Here is a 20,513-nt window from a genome sequence, read left to right on the forward strand (position 1 = left end):
TTGGGCCCGCCATGATGTCCACTAGCCTGTATGTTTAGCGCATCACTATTCCGCGATGGGCCATATAGGCCTTGGCTTCCTGCACGGTGTATTCGCCGAAGTGGAAAATACTTGCCGCCAGTACCGCACTGGCGTGGCCTTCGATAATGCCGTCGGCCAGGTGCTGCAGGTTGCCGACACCGCCGGAGGCAATCACCGGAATGCCCAGCGCATCGCTGATGGCGCGGGTGACGCCCAGGTCGAAGCCGTTTTTCATGCCGTCCTGGTCCATGCTGGTCAGAAGGATCTCACCGGCACCCAGGCCTTCCATTTTCTTCGCCCACTCAACGGCGTCGAGACCGGTTGGCTTGCGACCGCCATGGGTGAAGATTTCCCAGCGCGGAGTTTCGCCCGGAGCGGAAACCTTCTTCGCATCGATGGCTACCACTATGCATTGCGAACCGAAATGCTGTGCGGCTTCGCCAACGAATTCCGGGTTGAATACCGCGGCGGTGTTGATCGAAACCTTGTCTGCGCCAGCATTGAGCAGGTTGCGGATGTCCTGCACGGTACGCACGCCACCGCCCACGGTCAGCGGGATGAACACCTGGCTGGCCATGCGTTCGACGGTGTGCAGCGTGGTGTCGCGGCCGTCGACGCTGGCGGTGATGTCGAGAAAGGTAATCTCGTCGGCGCCCTGCTCGTCGTAGCGACGAGCAATTTCCACCGGGTCACCGGCGTCGCGGATGTTTTCGAACTTCACACCCTTGACCACCCGGCCGTTGTCCACGTCCAGGCAAGGGATGATGCGTTTGGCCAGGGCCATGGTCGTTTCCTCAGCCTTTGTACGAATCGCAGAAAGCTTGCGCTTCAGCGACATCGAGGGTGCCTTCGTAGATCGCACGGCCGGTAATGGCGCCGATGATGCCTGGCGCCTTGGCGTCGAGCAGGGTCTTGATGTCACCCAGGTTGTGGATGCCGCCCGAAGCGATCACCGGGATCTTTGTTGCGGCAGCCAGTGCGGCGGTAAACGGTACGTTGCAGCCCTGCATCATGCCGTCTTTGGCAATGTCGGTATAAACGATGGCGGACACGCCGTCGGCTTCGAACTGCTTGGCCAGGTCGATCACCTGGATAGTGCTGATCTCAGCCCAGCCATCGGTAGCGACGAAACCGTCCTTGGCGTCCAGGCCAACGATCACTTTGCCCGGGAAGGCGCGGCAGGCTTCAGCGACAAAGGCCGGATCTTTCACGGCCTTGGTGCCGATGATCACGTAGCTCACGCCCGCTTTCACATAGTGCTCGATGGTTTCCAGAGAGCGGATACCGCCGCCGATCTGGATCGGCAGGTTCGGGTAGCGCCTGGCAATGGCCGTCACCACTTCGCCGTTGACTGGCTGGCCCTCGAACGCGCCGTTCAGGTCGACCAGATGCAGACGACGGCAACCGCCCTCCACCCACTTGGCAGCCATGCTCACCGGGTCATCGGAGAACACCGTGGAATCTTCCATGCGGCCCTGGCGCAGACGAACACAGGCACCGTCTTTAAGATCGATAGCGGGAATAATCAGCATCTGGCAAACCTTCAAATTTGAATGTTCAGCTTGGCTCGGAAATCAGTTTTTCTCGAGCGCCCACAGGTCGCTTTCGATGCTTTCGAACCTCTCTTTGAGGTGCGCCTGCACATCGAAAATCGCCCTGTTGTAATAATGCGGAGCAATTTCACGGGTAAACAGCTCAAGAATCTCAGCCGCCTCGAACGAGCCGAGGTCGAGTTCGAAGCGGTCTTCCATGAAACGCTTGATCTTGCGATTGGCCTCGCTCTCCTGCTCGGGAGTGAGGGTTAGAATCGGCGGCTTTTTCTTGATTGCCATTTACCAGCGACCGTCCCACGCAGCGAAGTTCTGCAGCAATTGCAGGCCATGGGTATGGCTTTTCTCCGGGTGGAACTGCACGGCGAAACGCGAGCCTTCGGCCAGCGCCGCGGCGAAATCGACACCGTAGTGACCGCCCCCCACCACCTGCCGCGCGTTGGCGGCAGCGATGTAGTAGCTATGCACGAAGTAGAACCGCGCCAGGTCCGGAATGTCGTGCCACAGCGGGTGACTGACCTTCTGCTTCACTTCGTTCCAGCCCATGTGCGGGACTTTCAGGTGTTCGCCGTCTTCATGCAGGTCTTTGCCGAAGAACTTCACCGCCCCCGGAAACAGGCCGATGCAGTCGACGCCGTCGTTCTCTTCGCTGGTGTCGAGCAAGGCTTGCATGCCCACGCAGATGCCGAGGAACGGACGGTCCTGGCTGACYTCACGTACCAGCGAATCGAAGCCGAGGCGACGGATCTCCGCCATGCAGTCGCGAATCGCGCCAACGCCGGGGAAAACCACCCGGTCGGCTTCGCGAATCACGTTCGCATCGCTGGTGATCAGCACCTTGCCGGCACCGACGTGCTCGAGGGCCTTGGCCACCGAGTGCAGGTTGCCCATGCCGTAATCGATAACCGCGACTGTCTGCATTACAGGACGCCCTTGGTCGATGGCATTTGCCCGGCCATGCGGTCATCGAGCTCGACGGCCATGCGCAGAGCGCGGCCGAAAGCCTTGAACACGGTTTCGATCTGGTGGTGGGTGTTGGTGCCACGCAGGTTGTCGATGTGCAGGCTGACCAAAGCATGGTTGACGAAGCCCTGGAAGAATTCCTGGAACAGGTCAACGTCGAAGCCACCGACGGTGGCGCGGGTGTACGGAACATGCATCTGCAGGCCTGGACGGCCGGAGAAGTCGATCACCACGCGCGACAGCGCTTCATCGAGCGGCACGTAGGCGTGGCCGTAGCGACGGATGCCTTTTTTGTCGCCGATGGCTTTGGCAAACGCCTGGCCGAGGGTGATACCGACGTCTTCCACCGTATGGTGGTCATCGATATGCAGGTCGCCCTTGCTGACAATATCCAGGTCGATCAGCCCGTGACGGGCGATCTGGTCCAGCATGTGCTCAAGAAAAGGAACACCGATATCGAATCGGGCCTTTCCGGTGCCATCGAGGTTGATCGAGGCTTTGATCTGGGTTTCCAGAGTGTCGCGCTCGACAGACGCCTTACGTTCGGCCATCACCAGCTCCGCAAAATCATTGGGCGAAAAAGGCAGCCATTATAGGGGCGCGGGCGCCAAACAGAAACACGCGAGGTGATATCCCTGACGGAGTGAATTCGGGGGTATCGGCGATAGACATGTCCATACAAGCCATTTGGCACACCACAAAACAACTGTGGGAGCAGCCGGTCGACGCTCGATTGCTCGCGATGGGGCCCTCACATTCAACCTTTCTGTCGACTGTCAGACCGCTATCGCGAGCAAGCTCGCTCCCACAGTGTCGGTGTTTATTCAGGACTGGCTGTTGTCAGCCCATGAACACCTTAGTGAAAGAGCACTGCCGTCTTCTGCAAGGTCACCCAAACACCCCACGCCAACGGAATGCCCACCACCAGCCACGCCGCAACCGCCAGCGGCTTGGTGCCCGGCGCGGCTTTCCACTCCAGCACGGTGCTGCTGTCGGCACCTTTGTCATGGCCCAGCGCCTGTTCGGCGGCCAGTTCGGCGTCGGTCATGAAGTACTTGTCCGCCACCGGACGCACCAGCAGGTTGCACAGGAAACCCAGCACCAGCAGGCCGGCGAGGATGTACAGGGTGATGTCGTAAGCGGCGGCGCGCTCGACGCCGATGCTCAGCTGATACTCACGCAGGTAGTTCACCAGCACCGGACCCAACACGCCCGCCGCCGCCCATGCGGTCAACAGGCGACCGTGGATCGCACCGACCATTTGCGTACCGAACAGGTCCGCCAGATACGCCGGAACCGTCGCGAAACCACCGCCATACATCGACAGGATGATGCAGAACGCCGCCACGAACAGCGCGACGTTGCCCAGGTGGCCGAGGTTCGGAATCAGTGCGTACAGGGCAAAACCCAGGGCAAAGAACACGAAGTAGGTGTTTTTGCGGCCCAGGTAATCCGAGAACGAAGCCCAGAAGAAACGCCCGCCGATGTTGAACAGACTCAGCAAACCGGTGAAACCGGCAGCAATGGCGGCAATCGAAGCCAGTTGTGAAGCATCGAGTTGACCGAATGCCAGGTCATTGCCCAGCAACTTGCCACCGAACACTTCCTGCAACAGCGGCGATGCCATGCCGAGGATGCCGATACCGGCCGATACGTTCAGGCACAGCACCAGCCACACCAGACGGAACTGCGGCGTCTTCCAGGCCACATTCACGTGAACATGACGATGAGTGATCATTGCGTTCGAGGCTTTTTTCGCCGGGGCAGTCCAGCCTTCAGGCTTCCAGCCGGTTGGTGGGACGCGGTAGGACAATGCGCCACCGATCATGAACACGAAGTAGATCGCGGCCATCACCAGGAAGCTCTGCCACACGCCGACGCTGGTTGGCGAAGCGAAATGCCCCATCAACGCCGCCGCCAGTGGAGCACCGACCATTGCGCCGCCGCCGAAGCCCATGATCGCCATGCCGGTCGCCATGCCGCGCTTGTCCGGGAACCATTTGATCAGGGTCGACACCGGCGAAATGTAGCCCAGGCCCAGGCCGATACCGCCAATGACCCCGGAGCCGATCCACATCAGCCAGATCTGGTGGGTGTATACCCCCAGCGCCGAAATCAGCAGGCCGCCACACCAGCACAGTGCCGATACGACACCGGCCTTGCGCGGTCCGGCGTGTTCCAGCCAGCCACCCCAGATGGCGGCCGAGCATCCCAGGAAGATGAAGAACAGGGTGTAGATCCAGCCGAGCATCGAGATCGGCCAGTCACACTGGGACGAAAAGACTTGTGCGATAAAACTCATGTCGGGTGCGCAGGCCACTGGAGCGGTGATGCCCAGCGCCTTGGACAGCGGCAACCAGAACACCGAAAAGCCGTAGGCCATGCCGATGCAAAGGTGGATGGCCAGCGCGGCCGGTGGCACCAGCCAACGGTTGAAACCGGGCTTGGCGATGATCCGCTCCTTGGACAGGAACGCAGGCTGGTCGGCGCTGAAGCCGTCCGCCGTGATGCTCGTGGTCATTGTGTATCCCCCAATTATCAGTAGGGTTCGCCAGCCACGGTTCACTCCCGGCCTTGATGCACGCAGGCATGACCGTTTTTTTGGTGGAGCACCTTGTTGTGCGACAACAGGTCGCAGAAGGACGGACGAACGGGCAAAGGTTACCATCTGCAAGTGACAGAAAAACCAAACTGACATCACCTTTTGTACGTCATCTGATCTCTATCGCTTCATGACCTCACAGGAATCACCATGCCGATCATTGTCGAGCCGCTGAACCAAGCCACTGCCCAGGATCGGCAGGATCTGCAGAAGATCTACTGCGACGCCCCGGACTGGCTGTTCGCCCCTTTTTCCGGGGCCGCGCAGTTGATCGAAGACTGTTTGCGCGACGGCACACTGATCGCCGGACGCTTCAACGATCGCCTGCTGGGCGCGGCCCGCCTGCAAAGGCACCAAGACGCCTGGCACTTGTCCCAAATATGTGTGCGAAAAATTACCCGTCGCCGTGGTGTTGCCGAGCGACTGGTCGCCGAAGCCCAGAAAATGGCCGCGCAATCGGGCATGACCCTGCGCTTGCTCGCGCCTGCCGGGCATCTGGAGGCACAGGCACTGGCCGCCAAGCTGAAACTGCCGCTGGACATATTGCCGGCGTGATCGCTGACCGGTCGTCTGTTCGGGGGCGCTATACTCCTCGGCTAAATTTTGAATTCGACTAATTACAAGGACTCGCCCATGAAAGCGTTCGGCAAAATCCTGGGTCTGGTACTTCTGGGGCTGTTGCTGATCATTGTGGCGCTGGGCTTTGCCCTGACCCACCTCTTCGATCCCAACGACTACAAAGACGAGATTCGCCAGATTGCCCGCGACAAGGCCCACATCGAGCTGACGCTCAATGGCGATATCGGCTGGAGCCTGTTCCCGTGGCTGGGCCTGGAGCTGCACGACGCCAGTGTGGCGACCCTGATCAAGCCTGCCGAGCCGTTTGCCGACTTGCAGATGCTCGGACTGTCGGTGCGCGTACTGCCGCTGCTGCGCCGTGAAGTGCAGATGAGCGACGTGCGCGTCGAGGGCCTGAACCTGCGCCTGAACCGCGACAAGGACGGTCACGGTAATTGGCAAGACGTCGGCAAGCTGCCGGCACCGGCCAATACCGACGCGACCAGCACCCCGCCGGCCGCTGGCGAACCTGCGCCCGAAGCCAGCGTCGCGGCGGAAAAACCGCCGCAACCGATTCGCCTGGACATCGACAGCCTGACCGTGAACAACGCACGGGTTGAATACACCGACGAACGAACCGGCAAGAGCTTCAGCGCCGAAAGCATTCAGTTGAGCACCGGTGCGGTTCACGACTCCGTCAACATTCCGCTCAAGCTCACGGCTTTCCTGTCAGCCAACCAGCCGGCATTGCGTGTGCGTACCGAGCTCAATGGTGAGGTGCGCATCGCACGCGCACTGCAGCGCTATCAACTCGAAGACATGAAGTTGTCCGGTGAAGTGACCGGCGACCCATTGCAGGGCAAGACCATGACGTTCTCCGCCCAGGGCCAGCTGGTGCTGGACAAGGCCGCCAACGTTGCCGAATGGACTGGTATCAAGATCTCCGCCAACCAACTGCGGGCACTGGGTGAACTGAAGGTCAACGACCTCGACAAGACCCCACAAGTCAGCGGCGGCATCTCGATTGCCCAGTTCGACCTGGCGAAATTCGTCGACAGCGTCGGCCAGAAGCTCCCGGCCATGGCCGAAGGCAGCCTGAGCAAAGTCGAGCTGGTCAGCCGATTGGCAGCGACACCGACCAGCCTGGCGCTCGACGACCTCAACCTGAAAGTCGACGACAGCACCTTCAGCGGCCGTATCGCCGTCGAAGACTTCGCCAAGCAATCGTTGCGCGCAGCACTCAAGGCCGACACCTTCAACGTCGACCGTTACCTGCCACCGAAATCCGCCGAGGCCAATAGCGCGACACAAGTGCGTCAAGCCGAAGTCGCCAGCACCGAAGCCAATGCCATGGCCGGCGCCGGCAGCACTCCATTGCCACCCGCGCCGACCAAGGACGCGTGGAGCAACGAACGCCTGTTGCCCGTGGAACGCTTGAGCAAGCTCGATGTGGACGCCGACCTGACCTTCGGCCAGTTGACCCTGCAAAAACTGCCGATCAATAACGCTGCGCTCAAGGCCACCGGCCAGGGCGGCCTGCTGACACTGGCCAACCTGCGCGGCGACCTGTACGAGGGCAACTTCGAAACCACCGGCACGCTCGATGTACGCCAGCCAGTGCCGGCGCTGAACCTGCAGACGAAAATCAGCCGGGTACCGGCAGAAAAAATCCTCGAAAGCCAGGGCAAGAACCCGCCGGTCAAAGGCCTGGTCACGCTCAACAGCAGCCTGACCGGTAGCGGCAACAGCCAGAAAGCGTTGATCGAAACCCTCAACGGCAACGCCAGTTTCCTCATCAACAATGGCGTGCTGCTCAACGCCAACCTTGAGCAACAGCTGTGCAAAGGCATTGCCACGCTCAACCGCAAATCCCTCAGCGGCGAGCCGCGGGGCAAGGACACACCGTTCCAGGAGCTCAAGGGCAACCTGACCTTGCGTAACGGCGTGGCCAGCAACCCCGACCTGAAAGTGCGCATCCCGGGCATGACCGTCAACGGTGACGGTGACATCGATCTGCGAGTGCTGGGCATGGACTACCGCGTCGGCATCATCGTCGAAGGCGATACCAGCGCCATGCCGGACCCGGCCTGCCAGGTCGGCGACAAGTTTGTCGGCATCGAGTGGCCACTGCGCTGCCGCGGCCCGCTGGAGCTGGGCGCCAAGGCTTGCCGTTTGGATAACGACCGCATGAGCCAGGTCGCGGCCAAACTGGCTGGCGACAGGATCAGCGAAAAAATCGACGAGAAATGGGGCGACAAGGTCAACCCGAAACTCAAAGACGCGCTCAAGGAGCTGTTCAAGCGATGAGAGCCGAGCAGTTTTCAACGGCGGTGCTGGACTGGTTCGACCGCCACGGCCGTCACGATTTGCCCTGGCAGCAGGACATCAACCCGTATCGGGTATGGGTCTCGGAAATCATGTTGCAGCAGACCCAGGTCAGCACCGTGCTGAACTACTTCGACCGTTTCATGGCCTCGTTGCCAACGGTCGAAGCTCTGGCGGCGGCACCGGAAGACGAAGTGCTGCACCTGTGGACGGGCCTGGGTTACTACACCCGCGCACGCAATTTGCAGAAGACCGCGAAGATCGTCGTCGAGCAGTTCGGCGGCGAATTTCCCCGGGATGTGGAAAAACTCACGGATCTGCCGGGGATCGGCCTGTCCACCGCTGGCGCCATTGCCAGCATCAGCATGGGCCTGCGCGCGCCGATCCTCGACGGCAACGTCAAACGCGTGCTGGCGCGATTTACCGCACAAGAGGGCTACCCCGGCGAGCCGAAGGTCGCCAAACAGCTCTGGGCCAACGCTGAGCGCTTTACGCCGCAGACCCGCGTCAACGCCTACACCCAGGCGATGATGGACCTGGGCGCCACGCTCTGCACCCGCAGCAAACCGAGCTGCCTGCTGTGCCCGCTAAAAAATGGCTGTGAGGCGCACATGCTCGGCCTGGAAACCCGCTACCCGATCCCCAAGCCGCGCAAGGCTATCCCGCAGAAACGCACATTGATGCCGATGCTCGCCAACGGCGAGGGCGCAATCCTGCTTTACCGTCGCCCGTCCACGGGCCTGTGGGGCGGTTTGTGGAGCCTGCCGGAACTCGACGACCTTGACGACCTGCCGCATCTGGCATCGCAGCACTCGCTGGAACTGGGCACCCAACAGGCATTGCCGAGCCTGGTGCACACCTTCAGCCATTTTCAGTTATCCATCGAACCCTGGCTGGTTCAGGTCCAGGAGTCCGGCCATCACGTGGCCGAGGCTGACTGGCTCTGGTATAACCTCGCCACCCCGCCGCGCCTGGGCCTTGCCGCCCCGGTCAAAACCTTGCTCGAACGCGCGGCCGCCGTATTGAACGCAGGAGAGTCGTCATGACCCGCACCATCATGTGCCGCAAGTACAAAGAAGAATTGCCAGGCCTGGAGCGCGCTCCCTTCCCGGGCGCCAAAGGCCAGGACATTTTTGACCACGTCTCGCAAAAGGCCTGGGCCGACTGGCAGAAGCACCAGACCCTGCTGATCAACGAAAAACGCCTGAACATGATGAACGCCGAAGATCGTAAATATCTGCAGGGCGAAATGGACAAGTACTTCTCCGGCGAGGAATACGCCAAGGCCGAAGGCTACGTGCCGCCGTCGGAATAACCCCGATTTATCGGGGGTCGGAACGTAAGCGACGGTAATAATTAAATTTTTTTTGAAAACTTGCTTGACGACCCCCTGAAAAACCCGTTTAATGCGCCCCGTTGCCCAGATAGCTCAGTCGGTAGAGCAGGGGATTGAAAATCCCCGTGTCGGCGGTTCGATTCCGTCTCTGGGCACCAAATACCGAAAACCCTGAATCGCAAGATTCAGGGTTTTTTTATGCCTGCGATTTGACGAGGCACCGGTCCAGTCACCATCGAAGCGACAATTCCCACCTCCTCTCGCCACGCCAGCAAGTGCCCGTAATGGTTGCCGGGGCTGAGCCCCCAAAAGCTTCAGACATTGGAAATCGGCCCTTCCTGGCAGTCTCTTGGTTTGTCGGAACGTTCCGTATGCTTTAACGGAATTGGATGACATACGCTGATCATCGGCTCGTGCAGAATTGGAGGATAAGCTGCCGCACAGGCGGGAGCAGATACACAACAGGGAAGACAATGACTGAGGCTATTCAACCAGACGTCGAAACCGCTGAGTTTTTTACCGAACAAGAAATCAGAACGTTCAGCTTTGATATCCAGCAGTCAGCATTGCTGCACATGTTCGCCGAAGAGCTGGCCGCCATCGGCGGGCCGCAGGCACCAGGAGCCAAGTCCAAAGCCGCTTTGGCAGCCATTGAATTGAAGTTCTCGTTTTCGAAAGACCAATGCGAACTGCTGGGTGCCTACTCCGATGGCCTTGTTTCCGTATTGATCTTTGAAGGGCTGCAAAAAATCACCGATGTCAGCCCTCCCAATGAACTGCCCGACCTGACATCCCTGGAAAACCGATACGACGTTCTTTGCCTGGCCGCCCGTAATCAGATCTTGTTGAAACTGGTGGATAACAGTGCCTTTGCCTACGACATGGACAATGAAGGAAAACTGGTTCGATTGGTGGCCAACTTCAAGGGCGGCGGACTGACCAAAATCCCTGCCGAGCCGGACATCAAAGAACTGAGTTCCCACTCAGGCCTGGCGCTCGGCCCACACACCGAGGCGCCTTACTGGTGCGCGATAAACGCGAAAGACGGGCACTCCCCATCGCCGTCGTCGCTCATACTCTCCGCCCTTTGGAACCCGAGCCTGGAACCGACTTCGGTAATTCCGCTGCCACCCGTGCTGGAAAAAATCGGTGTAACCAACTGCCTCGCCCTGACTACAGGGAATTTTCAGTTCACCCGCAGTGACTCCTTCGTCAGTGGCAAGGGAGGGGACGGGCGCAATGTTTCGATACTGGAGTTCGATGACAAGGTCGGATTCGCGGCCCGTTTCAACTCATACCGATTTTCGGTCAGCGATAACGCCCCTCGCTTTGTCAAAACGGCCTACGCCGCTCTTTGCCAGAGCGTAGGCGAAGCAGCTCCAGTCGAGTACACGCTGACGCAAGAGTCGGCAATGGTCATCAATAACGTTCGAGCACTGCATTGTCGTGATCTGATCAAAGACAACAGACGTGTTCTGGTCCGCATTTTCGGACTATCGAAGTTTTCTTCCCCCATTGTTATCACAGACGACCCGTTGCGACTTCAGGGCTGAGGTCTGTCACAGCTTCAGACTATTGAATGACCAGTCAAGTAGATGACCGGCCAATAATTGTAAAAGAGGGATTGGGATGTCTTGGGATGTAATTAGCCTATTGGCGCTCGTGGCGTTCTGCGCCGGTTTTTTTGATGCCATTGCAGGTGGGGGCGGGCTGATAACATTGCCTGCACTTTTTCTGGCTGGGATGGACCCCATCAGTGCGATTGCCACGAACAAGTTCCAGGCCGCTTCGGCAACTGTATCGGCAACTGTAACCTTTGCTCGCAAAGGGATGATCGAGTGGCGCGAAGGTCGTTTCCTGGTTGTCTGCGGGTTTATTGGCGGCGCCAGTGGTGCCTTGCTGGTCAGCTCTATTGATAAGCGCTATCTGGAAGTTTGCGTACCTATCATGCTGATTCTGGTAGCCATCTATTTTGCGCTCTCTCCAAAGCTGGCCAATGAAGATCGACGCAAGAGAATCGGCATTCTGCTTTTTTCGTTTAGCGTTGCGCCGATTCTTGGCTTCTACGACGGTATATTTGGCCCCGGTGTGGGCTCTTTCTTTATCGTCGGATTCGTACTGCTCTGCGGCTTGGGCATGATGCGGGCCATGAGCTTTACCAAACTTGCCAACGCCTCATGCAATCTCGGTTCTCTGTCGGTCTTTATCACCAAAGGTGTGATTATCTGGCCGGTAGCCATTGCCATGGCTTTGGCAGCCTTCGTCGGCGCTCAATTGGGTGCACGGGCCGCTGTCCGGGTCGGACCACGGTTGATCAAACCCATGTTGATCGTGGTCTGCTGCGCCTTGGCCATCAAGCTGCTGAGCGTAGAAACCAACCCTTTACGCGTTGCACTCATCCAAGCGTACGCGGGTGTTAATAACGAAAAACCCTGAGTCGCAGGACCCAGGGTTTAGAGCTCTCGTTAACTCGCATCATTCCAGTGGAAAACCAGGTTACGGGCTGCACCACTGCCAACATCGACAACGTCCTGCCGTGTTTCGCCGTTGCGCGTCGCAATGACCGTGTATTTACCGGCAGGCAGATTCACGTAAACCAGCGGACCGGCGTCATTGAGCGTCAGTACGGTCTGCCCCGGGGCTTTCTGAATAACTACCTTCACGTCAGGAATGTATTTATTTTCCGTCCCGACAGAGAACGTCATGTGCAGGTTATAGCCGGTGGTCTGCTGGATGGCCTTGGACTCATCCTCGCCGATACCGCCGGACAGGTAGGCGATGCCGTTTTGCTCATGGCTTTGCACCTGCACCCCCGAGCTGTCGATGGGCTCAAGGCTGGCGGCAGGTGACATCGCTGGAAACATCAGCACGCCTACAGCGGTGAGGGGCAACAGGAGTGTATGGAGGTATTTCATGATGACGACTCCCGGGCTCTGCAGAACCCAATCGTTACATCCTTTGGATTTCCAGTCGGAGGGAAGGGTTCAGATTGATTTGGCCTGAGTACGAAACGTACTACGCCATTTGTTCCGCAGCCCTCGCCTGCCCTCCGACACGTCCTGCCAGCGAACCCGGCATTTCCTGCCTGTGTTTCAGTAACTCCCGGCATCTTCGAAGGGTGCTCACTTGTCATTCTCTTTCGCTGTTCAACCTGCTGCGGAAGACTTCATGACGGCCCTCACACCCAACGACACTCACGACCCACATCTCGCATCACTGCTTGGCAGCCTTGGCAAATTGATCCATCAGGCACGTCAGAAGGCGCTTCGGGCGGTCGATACCGTGCAAGTACAAACCTGTTGGCAGATCGGGCGACATATTGTCGAGTTCGAGCAGGAAGGGGCTCGGCGTGCGAGATATGGCAAACGCTTACTGGCCACTTTGGCGAAAGTGCTCAGTGCCGACTTCGGCAAAGGCTTTGACGAACGCAATCTGCGTTACATGCGGGATTTTTATCAAACTTTTCCAATTTGGAACGCAGTGCGTTCCGAATTGAGCTGGACCCACTACCGCCGCCTGCTTCGGGTCGACAACGACAGCGCGCGCCTCTGGTACATGAACGAATCAGTCACCCAAAACTGGTCAAGCCGAGCGCTGGAGCGCCAGATCAATACGCTGTACTACGAACGCCTGCTGGCGAGCCGCGATCGCGGCAGTCTCAAGCAGGAGGCCGCCACCCACATTCAGAACATGAAGGCCAGCCCTCGGGATTTCATCCGTGATCCGGTGGTACTGGAGTTTCTTGGTTTACCCAATGCCGGCAAGCTTCAGGAAAGTGAGATCGAACAAGCGCTGATCGAACAATTGCAGGGCTTCTTGCTGGAACCGGGAAAGGGCTTCGCATTCATTGCCCGCCAGCAACGCATCAGTATCGGCAGCAAAGACTTCTGCATCGATCTGGTGTTCTACAACTACTTGCTCAAGTGCTTCGTCATCTTCGATATCAAGCGCGGTGAACTGACCCATCAGGATCTGGGGCAGATGGACATGTACTTGAGCATGTACGACGACCTCAAACGTGGCGCGCAAGACAGCCCCACCGTCGGCATCATTCTCTGCGCGCAAAAGGATGAATCCGTGGTGCGTTACTCAGTGCTGGAAGGCAACGAGCAACTGCTCGCCAGCAAGTACAAGCTTGTCCTGCCGAGTGAAGAGGAACTGCGTAACGAACTGGATCGGCAATGGGCGGCACTTGAAGAACGACTGCTCGATCAACAACCGCGTTGAGGCGAACGGATTGTTCATCAACGGCATCAAGACTATCGTTGGCAGCTACCCGCAAAGGACTGACGCCGATGAATTTGCAGGACACGCCTCCACCGGCCCCCACTCAAATCGAGTTGCCGCTGCCGATTACCACGCCCGGCAAACCGTTCAAGGAAACCGCTTCGGACGGTTTCATCCTCGGTGGCTTCACTTGGCGACACGCCTCTCAGGACGCCGCTCGTCCGGTCGTGATCATCAATGCCGCCACCTCGGTCCGTTGCCGCCATTACTCGCGTTTTGCCGACTACCTGTTCGCCCACGGCTTCGATGTCATCACCTATGACTACCGCGGCATCGGCGAGTCGCGGCCGGCATCGCTCAAGGGGCTTCAAGCCTCGTGGACCGATTGGGGAGCGCTGGATTTCGAGGCGATGCTCAAGCGCGCACAGCGTGAGTTCCCAAGGCAGCCTATCGATGTGGTCGGCCACAGCTTTGGCGGCTGTGCAGCGGGCCTGGGGGCGTCCGGGCACCTGATCCGGCGTCTGGTGACGGTCGGTGCGCAATTCGCCTACTGGCGCGACTATGCGCCGGCCCATCGCTGGCGCATGTTCGGCAAGTGGCATGTGCTGATGCCACTGGTAACGATGATCTACGGCTACTTTCCGGGCAAACGCCTTGGCTGGCTGGAAGACACACCCGCCGGCGTGGTCCGTGACTGGAGCTTCTCCACTGCCCGTTTCGAGAAACGCTCCAGCGCCCGCACAATCAGCAAAACCGCCGGGCAGCTGCCCTTTGTCGGTGTCACCGCGCAAACCCTGGCCATCAGCATCAGCGACGATCCCTACGGCACAATTCCGGCCATCGAACGCCTGCTCGGCTACTTCACCGGCAGCACAAACTCTCACCTGCGTATCCATCCCGAAGACATCGGCGAAGAAGAAGTCGGACATTTCGCCTTTTTTCGCAGCGCATACCAAGCCACACTATGGCCCATTGCATTGACCTGGCTGCAAAACGGCGAACTGGCCCCCGATACCCCCGGGCGGCGAGTACCGCGCAGCTAAGTCAATTGCCCTTTCAACGAATACGGAACGACGCCCATGGCCTCCGCCAACAAGCAGCAAAAACGCGCCTCCCGCGCCAAGGCCAAGGCCAAGCAGAACCGCACCCAGCGGGCTGCCGCACCGGTGGAACTGGACCCGAACGATGATCGCATCGACTTCGAATCGGTGGACCTGACCGACATGTTCAAGGAGATGATCGACGCACAAAAGATCAGCCAGCAGGCCATGTGCGCGGCCTTTCTGGAACATCCGCTTATCGCACTGGTACTGGAGCAGGAAGGTGAGGAAACAGCGACAGACTTCATCCTCGCTGCTCTGATCGAATATCGCCAATGGTCGACCGAAACCGACGAAGCCAGCGCCCTGGCGTGGATCGAATCACCGGCCTTCCAGGCTGACTACGTGGCGGCGTCCGACGCCATTGCCGCGCAAACCCAACAGAAACCGAACTGAGTTCCCATGGCCTCCCTGAACAAGCAACAGAAACGCGCCAAGCGTGCAAAAGCCAAAGCCAAGCAGATCAATATCCACGGCCGCAAACCCGCCGCGCTGGACGATGACCTTGGCCACCTCGCCGAACCGATCCCGGAATACACCCTGGCGATGTTCAGCAAAATGCGCGACGCGGAAGCCGTCAACCGCAGCGAAATGCTCTCGGTGCTGCTGACGAACCTCGCCTTTATCATCATCGACCATCCAGAACTGCTGGACATGGAAAACGCCGATGACGAAGGCATGGCCGCCACCCACCTGGCCGCCGACATGCTGATCGACTACCGCATGTGGGCCGACGGCATGGACCGCGACGCCGCCCAGGCATGGCTGAGCGAGCCGCAGTTCATCGCCGATTTCAGCGCTGCTCTGGATGTCTACCGCGAGTCGCTGGAAGTACCGGAAGAAAAAGCCGAGTAAGGGTTACGACTCAAACAAAAACGGCCGCTTGTCATCACTGACAGCGGCCTTTTTAGCTCTGAATCGAGTGCTTTCCTTCCGTCAGGCACCGCGTATATCCCATTGACATATCCAGCGCAAAACCTATCCTTTGGACACATCGCGCCAGCAAAAGCGCAGGAGGTCCAAATGGAACAGACAACCCTTTTCATGAGCAATCGAAGCCAGGCCGTTCGCCTGCCGAAAGCTGTAGCCATGCCAAGCGACGTGAAACGAGTCGACGTCGTCGCCGTAGGTCGAAGCCGAATCATCACTCCCGCCGGTGAAACCTGGGACAGTTGGTTCGATGGCGAAAGCATCACGGCAGACTTCATGACCGATCGCGAGCAACCCGCCGAGCAGGAGCGTGAGTCGTTCTGATGATCAAGTACATGCTCGATACCAACATCTGCATCTTCACCATCAAGAACAAACCACAGGTGGTACGGGAGGCGCTCAACCGTCATCACGGCCAACTGTGCATCAGTGCGGTCGCGCTGATGGAACTGATCTACAGCGCGGAAAAATCAGCAGCGCCCGAAAAAAACCTGGCGGTCATCGAGGGCTTCGCCGCCCGACTTGAAGTCCTGCCCTTCGACAACGAAGCAGCAGCGCACACCGGAATGATTCGATCCGAACTGGCAAAGGCCGGCACACCCATAGGCCCGTACGACCAGATGATTGCCGGGCACGCACGCTCACGCGGGTTAATCGTGGTCACCAACAACCTGCGGGAGTTCGAGCGCGTTCCAGGGTTACGCGTAGAAGACTGGGTTCATGTCGACTGAACACAGAACAATCGACAGAAACAAAAACGGCCGCTTGTCATCACTGACAGCGGCCGTTTTGCATTACTCGGTATGGATCAGTTCAGCACCACCGCGCCGCGTTTTTCCAGGTTGCGGCGGCGAGCCACCAGCAAGCCGGCCGCTACCACCAGAGCACTGAGCAAGCCGGTCGCGAGAATTTCCACACGATGGGCTTCCTGGAACAGCATGATGGTCAGGGCCGCGACGATGAACACGATCACCGCGTAGGTCAGGCCCGGGAACAGCCACATGCTGAAGACGATTTTCTCACCGCGAGCCACACGCTGTTTGCGCATGCGCAGTTGCGAGATCGCAATCACCAGGTACACCAGCAGAGCAATAGCGCCGGAGCTGGCCAGCAGGAATTCGAACACCGCCGCCGGGGCCACGTAGTTGGCGAAAGTTGCCAGGAACGCGGCACCAGTGGACAGCATCACCGCCCAGTAAGGCGTACCACTTTTGTTGGTGCGGGTGGACATGGCCGGCGCATCGCCGCGCTTGCCCAGGGAGAACAACATCCGCGACGAAGTGTAGAGCGCCGAGTTCAGGCAGCTGGTCACGGCGACCAACACCACAATGTCGACGATGATCTTGGCGTTCGGGATGCCCATGCGTTCAAGCACAGTCTGGTAGGAACCGAGGCTGGCCAGTACCGGGTCGTTCCAAGGCACCAGGGCCACGACGATGAAGATCGACACGAGATAGAACAAGCCGATCCGCCAGATCACCGAGTTGGTGGCCTTGGAGATTTGCTTGCCAGGGTTTTTCGACTCCGCGGCCGCGATGGTCACGATCTCGGTGCCCATGAAGGAGAACATGGTGGTCAGGATGGCACCCAACACCGCGCCCATGCCGTTTGGCAGGAAGCCCTGGGTGTCGAACAGATGGGAAACGCCGCTGACCTGGCTGCCCGGCAGGAAGCCGAAGATCGCCATGAGGCCCAGAACAATGAAACCGATGATGGCCAACACTTTGATCAGGGCAAACCAGAACTCGAATTCACCGTAGTTTTTTACGCTGAAGAGGTTGGTCACGGTCAACAGCATCGTGATGACCAGGGCGAAGGCCCAGATGTCCACACCAGGGAACCAGGCATGCAGGATGGTCGCGGCGGCGTTGGCTTCCAGTGGAATCACCAGCACCCAGAACCACCAGTACAACCAGCCGATGGTGAAACCGGCCCAATGACCGATCGCGCGGTCGGCGTAAGTCGAAAACGAACCGGTGTCCGGCGAGGCAACGGCCATTTCGCCGAGCATGCGCATCACCAGCACCACCAACATGCCGGCGGCGGCGTAAGCCAACAGAACAGCCGGACCTGCAGCGGCGATGGCGTGACCCGAGCCAACGAACAAGCCGGCGCCGATAACCCCGGCAATCGACAGCATGGTCACGTGGCGCGGTTTGAGCCCCTGTTCGAGGCCATTAGAGCTTTGGGTACTGCTCATTAAAACTACCTTTGTAAGGAGAAGCGAATGCGTGCATCCCGTTCGGCGATCCTTCTCGTAAAAAGAAGCCAACGGGGCGTTCTGGATTCTGCACGCAATAATTGCGCCAAAATATTTCAAAACCCTCTAGCCCGGAGATCTCGCTCTGATCGGACGGTCATCGCAACCCATTGAATTTAATGGCACTTTGCCAGAGCGTTACCCTGCAACCCACTTTGTGGGGCGAGTCAGTGCACCGGAAACACACCTGAAATTGGCTCTGTGCACATTAAAAGTGCGCAACCGGTGCATTTGGCCGGATAGCGCTTCCAACACCCTGTCAAAGCTGGCAACATCGCGCCTTTTTTTGCGGCAGCCGCCGCGCTTTTTATCGACAGGCAAGGTTCAAACGGCTGTTCGGTTGTTGATGGGGCGACAGTCTRCTGCACCGATGCGACAACCTGCCACACGCCAGCCGTTTACCGTCCGTAGCGCTGTTGGCTGCCATTGAAACGCTATGCTAGGTTGGCCGCCTCGCCAGGAAGGCCGCCAACAGCAGGAGCGCAACATATATGAGGAACGCACATGGCTGAGGCCACGCCCGCGCTTGAAATCCGCAACTTGCACAAACGCTACGGTTCGCTGGAGGTGCTCAAAGGCATCTCGCTGACCGCCCGCGACGGCGATGTGATCTCGATCCTGGGTTCCTCCGGCTCTGGCAAGTCCACGTTCCTGCGGTGCATCAACCTGCTGGAAAACCCGCACCAGGGCCAGATCCTGGTCGCCGGCGAAGAACTCAAGCTCAAGGCCGCGAAGAACGGCGAACTGGTGGCCGCCGACGGCAAGCAGATCAACCGCCTGCGCAGCGAAATCGGTTTTGTGTTTCAAAACTTTAACCTGTGGCCGCACATGAGCGTGCTCGACAACATCATCGAAGCCCCGCGCCGCGTGCTCGGCCAGAGCAAGGCCGAAGCCATCGAAGTGGCCGAAGCCCTGCTGGCCAAGGTTGGCATCGCCGACAAGCGCCATGCCTATCCCGCGCAACTGTCCGGTGGCCAGCAACAACGGGCGGCCATCGCCCGCACCCTGGCCATGCAGCCCAAGGTCATCCTGTTCGACGAGCCCACCTCGGCGCTTGACCCGGAAATGGTCCAGGAAGTACTTAATGTCATCCGCGCGCTGGCCGAAGAAGGCCGCACCATGCTGCTCGTGACCCACGAAATGGGCTTCGCACGTCAGGTCTCCAGTGAAGTGGTGTTCCTCCACCAGGGCTTGGTAGAAGAGCAAGGATCGCCACAGCAGGTGTTTGAAAACCCGCTTTCGGCGCGCTGCAAACAATTCATGTCCAGCAACCGCTAACGGAGCTACCCACATGCAGAACTACAAAAAGGTCTTCCTGGCTGCCGCCGTCACCCTGGCGTTCAGCGCCGGTGCCATGGCCGAATCCCTGAAGATGGGCATCGAAGCGGCTTACCCGCCGTTCAACAATAAAGATGCCAGTGGCAATGTCGTCGGCTTCGACAAAGAGATCGGCGACGCCCTGTGCGCCAAGATGAAAGTCGAGTGCACCGTCGTGACCTCCGACTGGGACGGCATCATCCCGGCCCTGAACGCCAAGAAGTTCGACTTCCTGATTTCCTCGATGTCGATCACCGACGAGCGCAAGGGCGCGGTGGACTTCACCGACCCGTACTACTCCAACAAGCTGCAATTCATCGCCAAGAAAGACGTCGACTTCAAAACCGACAAGGACTCCTTGAAAGGCAAGGTGATCGGCGCCCAGCGCTCGACCCTGGCAGGCACCTTCATGGAAGACAACATGCCGGGCGTTGAAGTCAAACTCTACGACACCCAGGAAAACGCCTATCTCGACCTGACTTCCGGTCGTCTGGACGGCATCCTGGCCGACAAGTACGTCAACTACGAGTGGCTGAAAAGCGACGCTGGCCGTGGCTACGAGTTCAAGGGCGACCCAGTGGAAGAAAGCGACAAGATCGGTATCGCTGTCCGTAAAAAGGACCCGATCCGCGAGAAGCTGAACGCCGCCCTGAAAGAAATCGTCGCTGATGGCACCTACAAGAAGATCAACGACAAGTACTTCCCGTTCAGCATCTATTGATACTGACCTGCCTGACCGGCGCCTGATGGCGCCGGTTCTCGGCCTGCCTGCCGCGATTTGAAAAGAAATCCATGATTATCGACCTCTACGGATTCGGCCCGGCGCTCGCCGCTGGCGCGCTGATGACTGTGAAACTGGCACTCTCGGCCCTGTGCCTGGGGCTGGTGCTCGGTCTGCTCGGCGCCTTGGCCAAGACTTCCCCGTACAAGCCGCTGCAATGGCTTGGCGGCACTTATTCGACCCTGGTTCGCGGCATCCCTGAATTGCTCTGGGTGCTGTTGATCTACTTCGGCACCGTCAACCTGATGCGTGCCCTGGGCGAGTTCTTCGGCAACCCCGACCTCGAACTCAACGCCTTCGCCGCCGGCGTGATTGCACTGGGCCTGTGCTTCGGCGCCTACGCCACGGAAGTGTTTCGCGGCGCGATCCTCGCCATCCCCAAAGGCCATCGTGAAGCCGGCGTGGCCCTGGGCCTGTCGAAGTGGCGCATCTTCACCAAGTTGATCATGCCGCAGATGTGGCGCATCGCCCTGCCCGGCCTGGGCAACCTGTTCATGATCCTGATGAAAGACACCGCGCTGGTGTCGGTGATCGGCCTGGAAG

Annotated in this window: 23 protein-coding genes and 1 tRNA gene; 16 read left to right on the top strand and 8 right to left on the bottom strand. The window is 59.1% G+C overall.

Going from position 1 to position 20,513, the window contains the following annotated elements:
* Positions 1-34: 34 nt before the first annotated feature.
* The 6 genes from hisF to AC1DVH_RS03560 all read right to left on the bottom strand — a co-directional run bounded on the left by hisF (position 35) and on the right by AC1DVH_RS03560 (position 5,055).
* The gene (gene hisF, locus AC1DVH_RS03535; protein WP_110659523.1) at positions 35-805 is read right to left on the bottom strand and encodes an imidazole glycerol phosphate synthase subunit HisF; all 771 of its coding nucleotides are present in this window, start codon (positions 803-805) and stop codon (positions 35-37) included.
* A gap of 10 nt (positions 806-815) precedes the next feature.
* Entirely contained in the window at positions 816-1,553 is a 738-nt protein-coding gene (gene hisA, locus AC1DVH_RS03540) for a 1-(5-phosphoribosyl)-5-[(5-phosphoribosylamino)methylideneamino]imidazole-4-carboxamide isomerase (protein ID WP_020795736.1), read from the bottom strand.
* Positions 1,554-1,595: 42 nt separating this feature from the next.
* Positions 1,596-1,853 carry a DUF2164 domain-containing protein gene (locus AC1DVH_RS03545; protein WP_093227621.1) on the bottom strand — a complete coding sequence of 86 codons (258 nt, stop codon included), beginning with the start codon at positions 1,851-1,853 and terminating at the stop codon, positions 1,596-1,598.
* Positions 1,854-2,492, bottom strand: a complete 639-nt coding sequence (gene hisH, locus AC1DVH_RS03550) for an imidazole glycerol phosphate synthase subunit HisH (RefSeq protein ID WP_057712412.1) — start codon at positions 2,490-2,492, stop codon at positions 1,854-1,856.
* A complete protein-coding gene (hisB, locus tag AC1DVH_RS03555; protein WP_003218037.1) occupies positions 2,492-3,085 on the bottom strand; it encodes an imidazoleglycerol-phosphate dehydratase HisB in 594 nt (197 codons plus the stop codon). Before hisB ends, hisH begins: the two co-directional genes overlap by 1 nt.
* A gap of 305 nt (positions 3,086-3,390) precedes the next feature.
* Positions 3,391-5,055 carry an OFA family MFS transporter gene (locus tag AC1DVH_RS03560; protein WP_477752645.1) on the bottom strand — a complete coding sequence of 555 codons (1,665 nt, stop codon included), beginning with the start codon at positions 5,053-5,055 and terminating at the stop codon, positions 3,391-3,393.
* 231 nt (positions 5,056-5,286) lie between these two features.
* Between AC1DVH_RS03560 and panM the strand changes: the two genes are divergently transcribed.
* The 7 genes from panM (at position 5,287) to AC1DVH_RS03595 (ending at position 11,791) form a co-directional block, all read left to right on the top strand.
* A complete protein-coding gene (gene panM, locus AC1DVH_RS03565) occupies positions 5,287-5,691 on the top strand; it encodes an aspartate 1-decarboxylase autocleavage activator PanM (RefSeq protein WP_477752646.1) in 405 nt (134 codons plus the stop codon).
* A gap of 78 nt (positions 5,692-5,769) precedes the next feature.
* A complete protein-coding gene (locus AC1DVH_RS03570; RefSeq protein ID WP_477752647.1) occupies positions 5,770-8,001 on the top strand; it encodes an AsmA family protein in 2,232 nt (743 codons plus the stop codon).
* The gene (gene mutY / locus AC1DVH_RS03575; protein ID WP_477752648.1) at positions 7,998-9,065 is read left to right on the top strand and encodes an A/G-specific adenine glycosylase; all 1,068 of its coding nucleotides are present in this window, start codon (positions 7,998-8,000) and stop codon (positions 9,063-9,065) included. Before AC1DVH_RS03570 ends, mutY begins: the two co-directional genes overlap by 4 nt.
* Positions 9,062-9,334: an oxidative damage protection protein gene (locus AC1DVH_RS03580; RefSeq protein ID WP_477752649.1), complete on the top strand. Its 273-nt coding sequence runs from the start codon at positions 9,062-9,064 to the stop codon at positions 9,332-9,334. The genes mutY and AC1DVH_RS03580 overlap by 4 nt, the downstream gene beginning before the upstream one ends.
* A 103-nt stretch (positions 9,335-9,437) precedes the next feature.
* A tRNA-Phe gene (locus AC1DVH_RS03585) sits at positions 9,438-9,513 on the top strand.
* Positions 9,514-9,828: 315 nt separating this feature from the next.
* On the top strand, positions 9,829-10,908 hold the full coding sequence (locus tag AC1DVH_RS03590; RefSeq protein ID WP_477752650.1) for a hypothetical protein: 1,080 nt from the start codon (positions 9,829-9,831) through the stop codon (positions 10,906-10,908).
* Positions 10,909-10,984: 76 nt separating this feature from the next.
* The gene (locus tag AC1DVH_RS03595; protein ID WP_477752651.1) at positions 10,985-11,791 is read left to right on the top strand and encodes a TSUP family transporter; all 807 of its coding nucleotides are present in this window, start codon (positions 10,985-10,987) and stop codon (positions 11,789-11,791) included.
* A 29-nt stretch (positions 11,792-11,820) separates the two neighbouring features.
* Here AC1DVH_RS03595 and AC1DVH_RS03600 read toward each other — a convergent pair whose 3' ends face one another.
* A complete protein-coding gene (locus AC1DVH_RS03600) occupies positions 11,821-12,270 on the bottom strand; it encodes a carboxypeptidase regulatory-like domain-containing protein (protein ID WP_477752652.1) in 450 nt (149 codons plus the stop codon).
* A 253-nt stretch (positions 12,271-12,523) separates the two neighbouring features.
* Here AC1DVH_RS03600 and AC1DVH_RS03605 point away from each other — a divergent pair, with 253 nt between their 5' ends.
* The 6 genes from AC1DVH_RS03605 (at position 12,524) to vapC (ending at position 16,343) form a co-directional block, all read left to right on the top strand.
* Positions 12,524-13,582, top strand: a complete 1,059-nt coding sequence (locus tag AC1DVH_RS03605) for a PDDEXK nuclease domain-containing protein (RefSeq protein ID WP_477752653.1) — start codon at positions 12,524-12,526, stop codon at positions 13,580-13,582.
* A gap of 68 nt (positions 13,583-13,650) precedes the next feature.
* The gene (locus AC1DVH_RS03610; RefSeq protein WP_477752654.1) at positions 13,651-14,625 is read left to right on the top strand and encodes an alpha/beta hydrolase family protein; all 975 of its coding nucleotides are present in this window, start codon (positions 13,651-13,653) and stop codon (positions 14,623-14,625) included.
* A gap of 36 nt (positions 14,626-14,661) precedes the next feature.
* Positions 14,662-15,078 carry a hypothetical protein gene (locus AC1DVH_RS03615; protein ID WP_477752655.1) on the top strand — a complete coding sequence of 139 codons (417 nt, stop codon included), beginning with the start codon at positions 14,662-14,664 and terminating at the stop codon, positions 15,076-15,078.
* Positions 15,079-15,084: 6 nt separating this feature from the next.
* Positions 15,085-15,537 (top strand): hypothetical protein, encoded by a 453-nt coding sequence (locus tag AC1DVH_RS03620; protein ID WP_477752656.1) that lies wholly within the window; start codon positions 15,085-15,087, stop codon positions 15,535-15,537.
* A 168-nt stretch (positions 15,538-15,705) separates the two neighbouring features.
* Complete coding sequence (gene vapB, locus AC1DVH_RS03625; RefSeq protein WP_223544571.1) at positions 15,706-15,936, top strand: type II toxin-antitoxin system VapB family antitoxin; 231 nt, start codon at positions 15,706-15,708, stop codon at positions 15,934-15,936.
* Complete coding sequence (gene vapC / locus AC1DVH_RS03630; RefSeq protein ID WP_477752657.1) at positions 15,936-16,343, top strand: type II toxin-antitoxin system tRNA(fMet)-specific endonuclease VapC; 408 nt, start codon at positions 15,936-15,938, stop codon at positions 16,341-16,343. The genes vapB and vapC overlap by 1 nt, the downstream gene beginning before the upstream one ends.
* Before the next feature lie 77 nt (positions 16,344-16,420).
* Here the strand turns inward: vapC and gabP are convergent, their stop codons facing one another.
* Positions 16,421-17,812, bottom strand: a complete 1,392-nt coding sequence (gene gabP, locus AC1DVH_RS03635) for a GABA permease (protein WP_477752658.1) — start codon at positions 17,810-17,812, stop codon at positions 16,421-16,423.
* A 564-nt stretch (positions 17,813-18,376) separates the two neighbouring features.
* Between gabP and AC1DVH_RS03640 the strand changes: the two genes are divergently transcribed.
* The 3 genes from AC1DVH_RS03640 to AC1DVH_RS03650 all read left to right on the top strand — a co-directional run.
* Entirely contained in the window at positions 18,377-19,150 is a 774-nt protein-coding gene (locus AC1DVH_RS03640; protein ID WP_007972784.1) for an ABC transporter ATP-binding protein, read from the top strand.
* Between the two features lie 13 nt (positions 19,151-19,163).
* Positions 19,164-19,910 carry an ABC transporter substrate-binding protein gene (locus AC1DVH_RS03645; protein ID WP_477752659.1) on the top strand — a complete coding sequence of 249 codons (747 nt, stop codon included), beginning with the start codon at positions 19,164-19,166 and terminating at the stop codon, positions 19,908-19,910.
* Positions 19,911-19,981: 71 nt separating this feature from the next.
* The coding region (locus AC1DVH_RS03650) for an ABC transporter permease (RefSeq protein WP_477752660.1) at positions 19,982-20,513 on the top strand (532 nt) is incomplete at its 3' end.

It is taken from the genome of Pseudomonas sp. P4_C3, from assembly GCF_056402075.1.

Coding starts and splice junctions, on each gene's coding strand:
- hisF (WP_110659523.1), bottom strand. CDS start 805: ATGGCCCTGGCCAAACGCATCATCCCTTGCCTGGACGTGGACAACGGC.
- hisA (WP_020795736.1), bottom strand. CDS start 1,553: ATGCTGATTATTCCCGCTATCGATCTTAAAGACGGTGCCTGTGTTCGT.
- AC1DVH_RS03545 (WP_093227621.1), bottom strand. CDS start 1,853: ATGGCAATCAAGAAAAAGCCGCCGATTCTAACCCTCACTCCCGAGCAG.
- hisB (WP_003218037.1), bottom strand. CDS start 3,085: ATGGCCGAACGTAAGGCGTCTGTCGAGCGCGACACTCTGGAAACCCAG.
- AC1DVH_RS03560 (WP_477752645.1), bottom strand. CDS start 5,055: ATGACCACGAGCATCACGGCGGACGGCTTCAGCGCCGACCAGCCTGCG.
- panM (WP_477752646.1), top strand. CDS start 5,287: ATGCCGATCATTGTCGAGCCGCTGAACCAAGCCACTGCCCAGGATCGG.
- AC1DVH_RS03570 (WP_477752647.1), top strand. CDS start 5,770: ATGAAAGCGTTCGGCAAAATCCTGGGTCTGGTACTTCTGGGGCTGTTG.
- mutY (WP_477752648.1), top strand. CDS start 7,998: ATGAGAGCCGAGCAGTTTTCAACGGCGGTGCTGGACTGGTTCGACCGC.
- AC1DVH_RS03580 (WP_477752649.1), top strand. CDS start 9,062: ATGACCCGCACCATCATGTGCCGCAAGTACAAAGAAGAATTGCCAGGC.
- AC1DVH_RS03590 (WP_477752650.1), top strand. CDS start 9,829: ATGACTGAGGCTATTCAACCAGACGTCGAAACCGCTGAGTTTTTTACC.
- AC1DVH_RS03595 (WP_477752651.1), top strand. CDS start 10,985: ATGTCTTGGGATGTAATTAGCCTATTGGCGCTCGTGGCGTTCTGCGCC.
- AC1DVH_RS03600 (WP_477752652.1), bottom strand. CDS start 12,270: ATGAAATACCTCCATACACTCCTGTTGCCCCTCACCGCTGTAGGCGTG.
- AC1DVH_RS03605 (WP_477752653.1), top strand. CDS start 12,524: ATGACGGCCCTCACACCCAACGACACTCACGACCCACATCTCGCATCA.
- AC1DVH_RS03610 (WP_477752654.1), top strand. CDS start 13,651: ATGAATTTGCAGGACACGCCTCCACCGGCCCCCACTCAAATCGAGTTG.
- AC1DVH_RS03615 (WP_477752655.1), top strand. CDS start 14,662: ATGGCCTCCGCCAACAAGCAGCAAAAACGCGCCTCCCGCGCCAAGGCC.
- AC1DVH_RS03620 (WP_477752656.1), top strand. CDS start 15,085: ATGGCCTCCCTGAACAAGCAACAGAAACGCGCCAAGCGTGCAAAAGCC.
- vapB (WP_223544571.1), top strand. CDS start 15,706: ATGGAACAGACAACCCTTTTCATGAGCAATCGAAGCCAGGCCGTTCGC.
- vapC (WP_477752657.1), top strand. CDS start 15,936: ATGATCAAGTACATGCTCGATACCAACATCTGCATCTTCACCATCAAG.
- gabP (WP_477752658.1), bottom strand. CDS start 17,812: ATGAGCAGTACCCAAAGCTCTAATGGCCTCGAACAGGGGCTCAAACCG.
- AC1DVH_RS03640 (WP_007972784.1), top strand. CDS start 18,377: ATGGCTGAGGCCACGCCCGCGCTTGAAATCCGCAACTTGCACAAACGC.
- AC1DVH_RS03645 (WP_477752659.1), top strand. CDS start 19,164: ATGCAGAACTACAAAAAGGTCTTCCTGGCTGCCGCCGTCACCCTGGCG.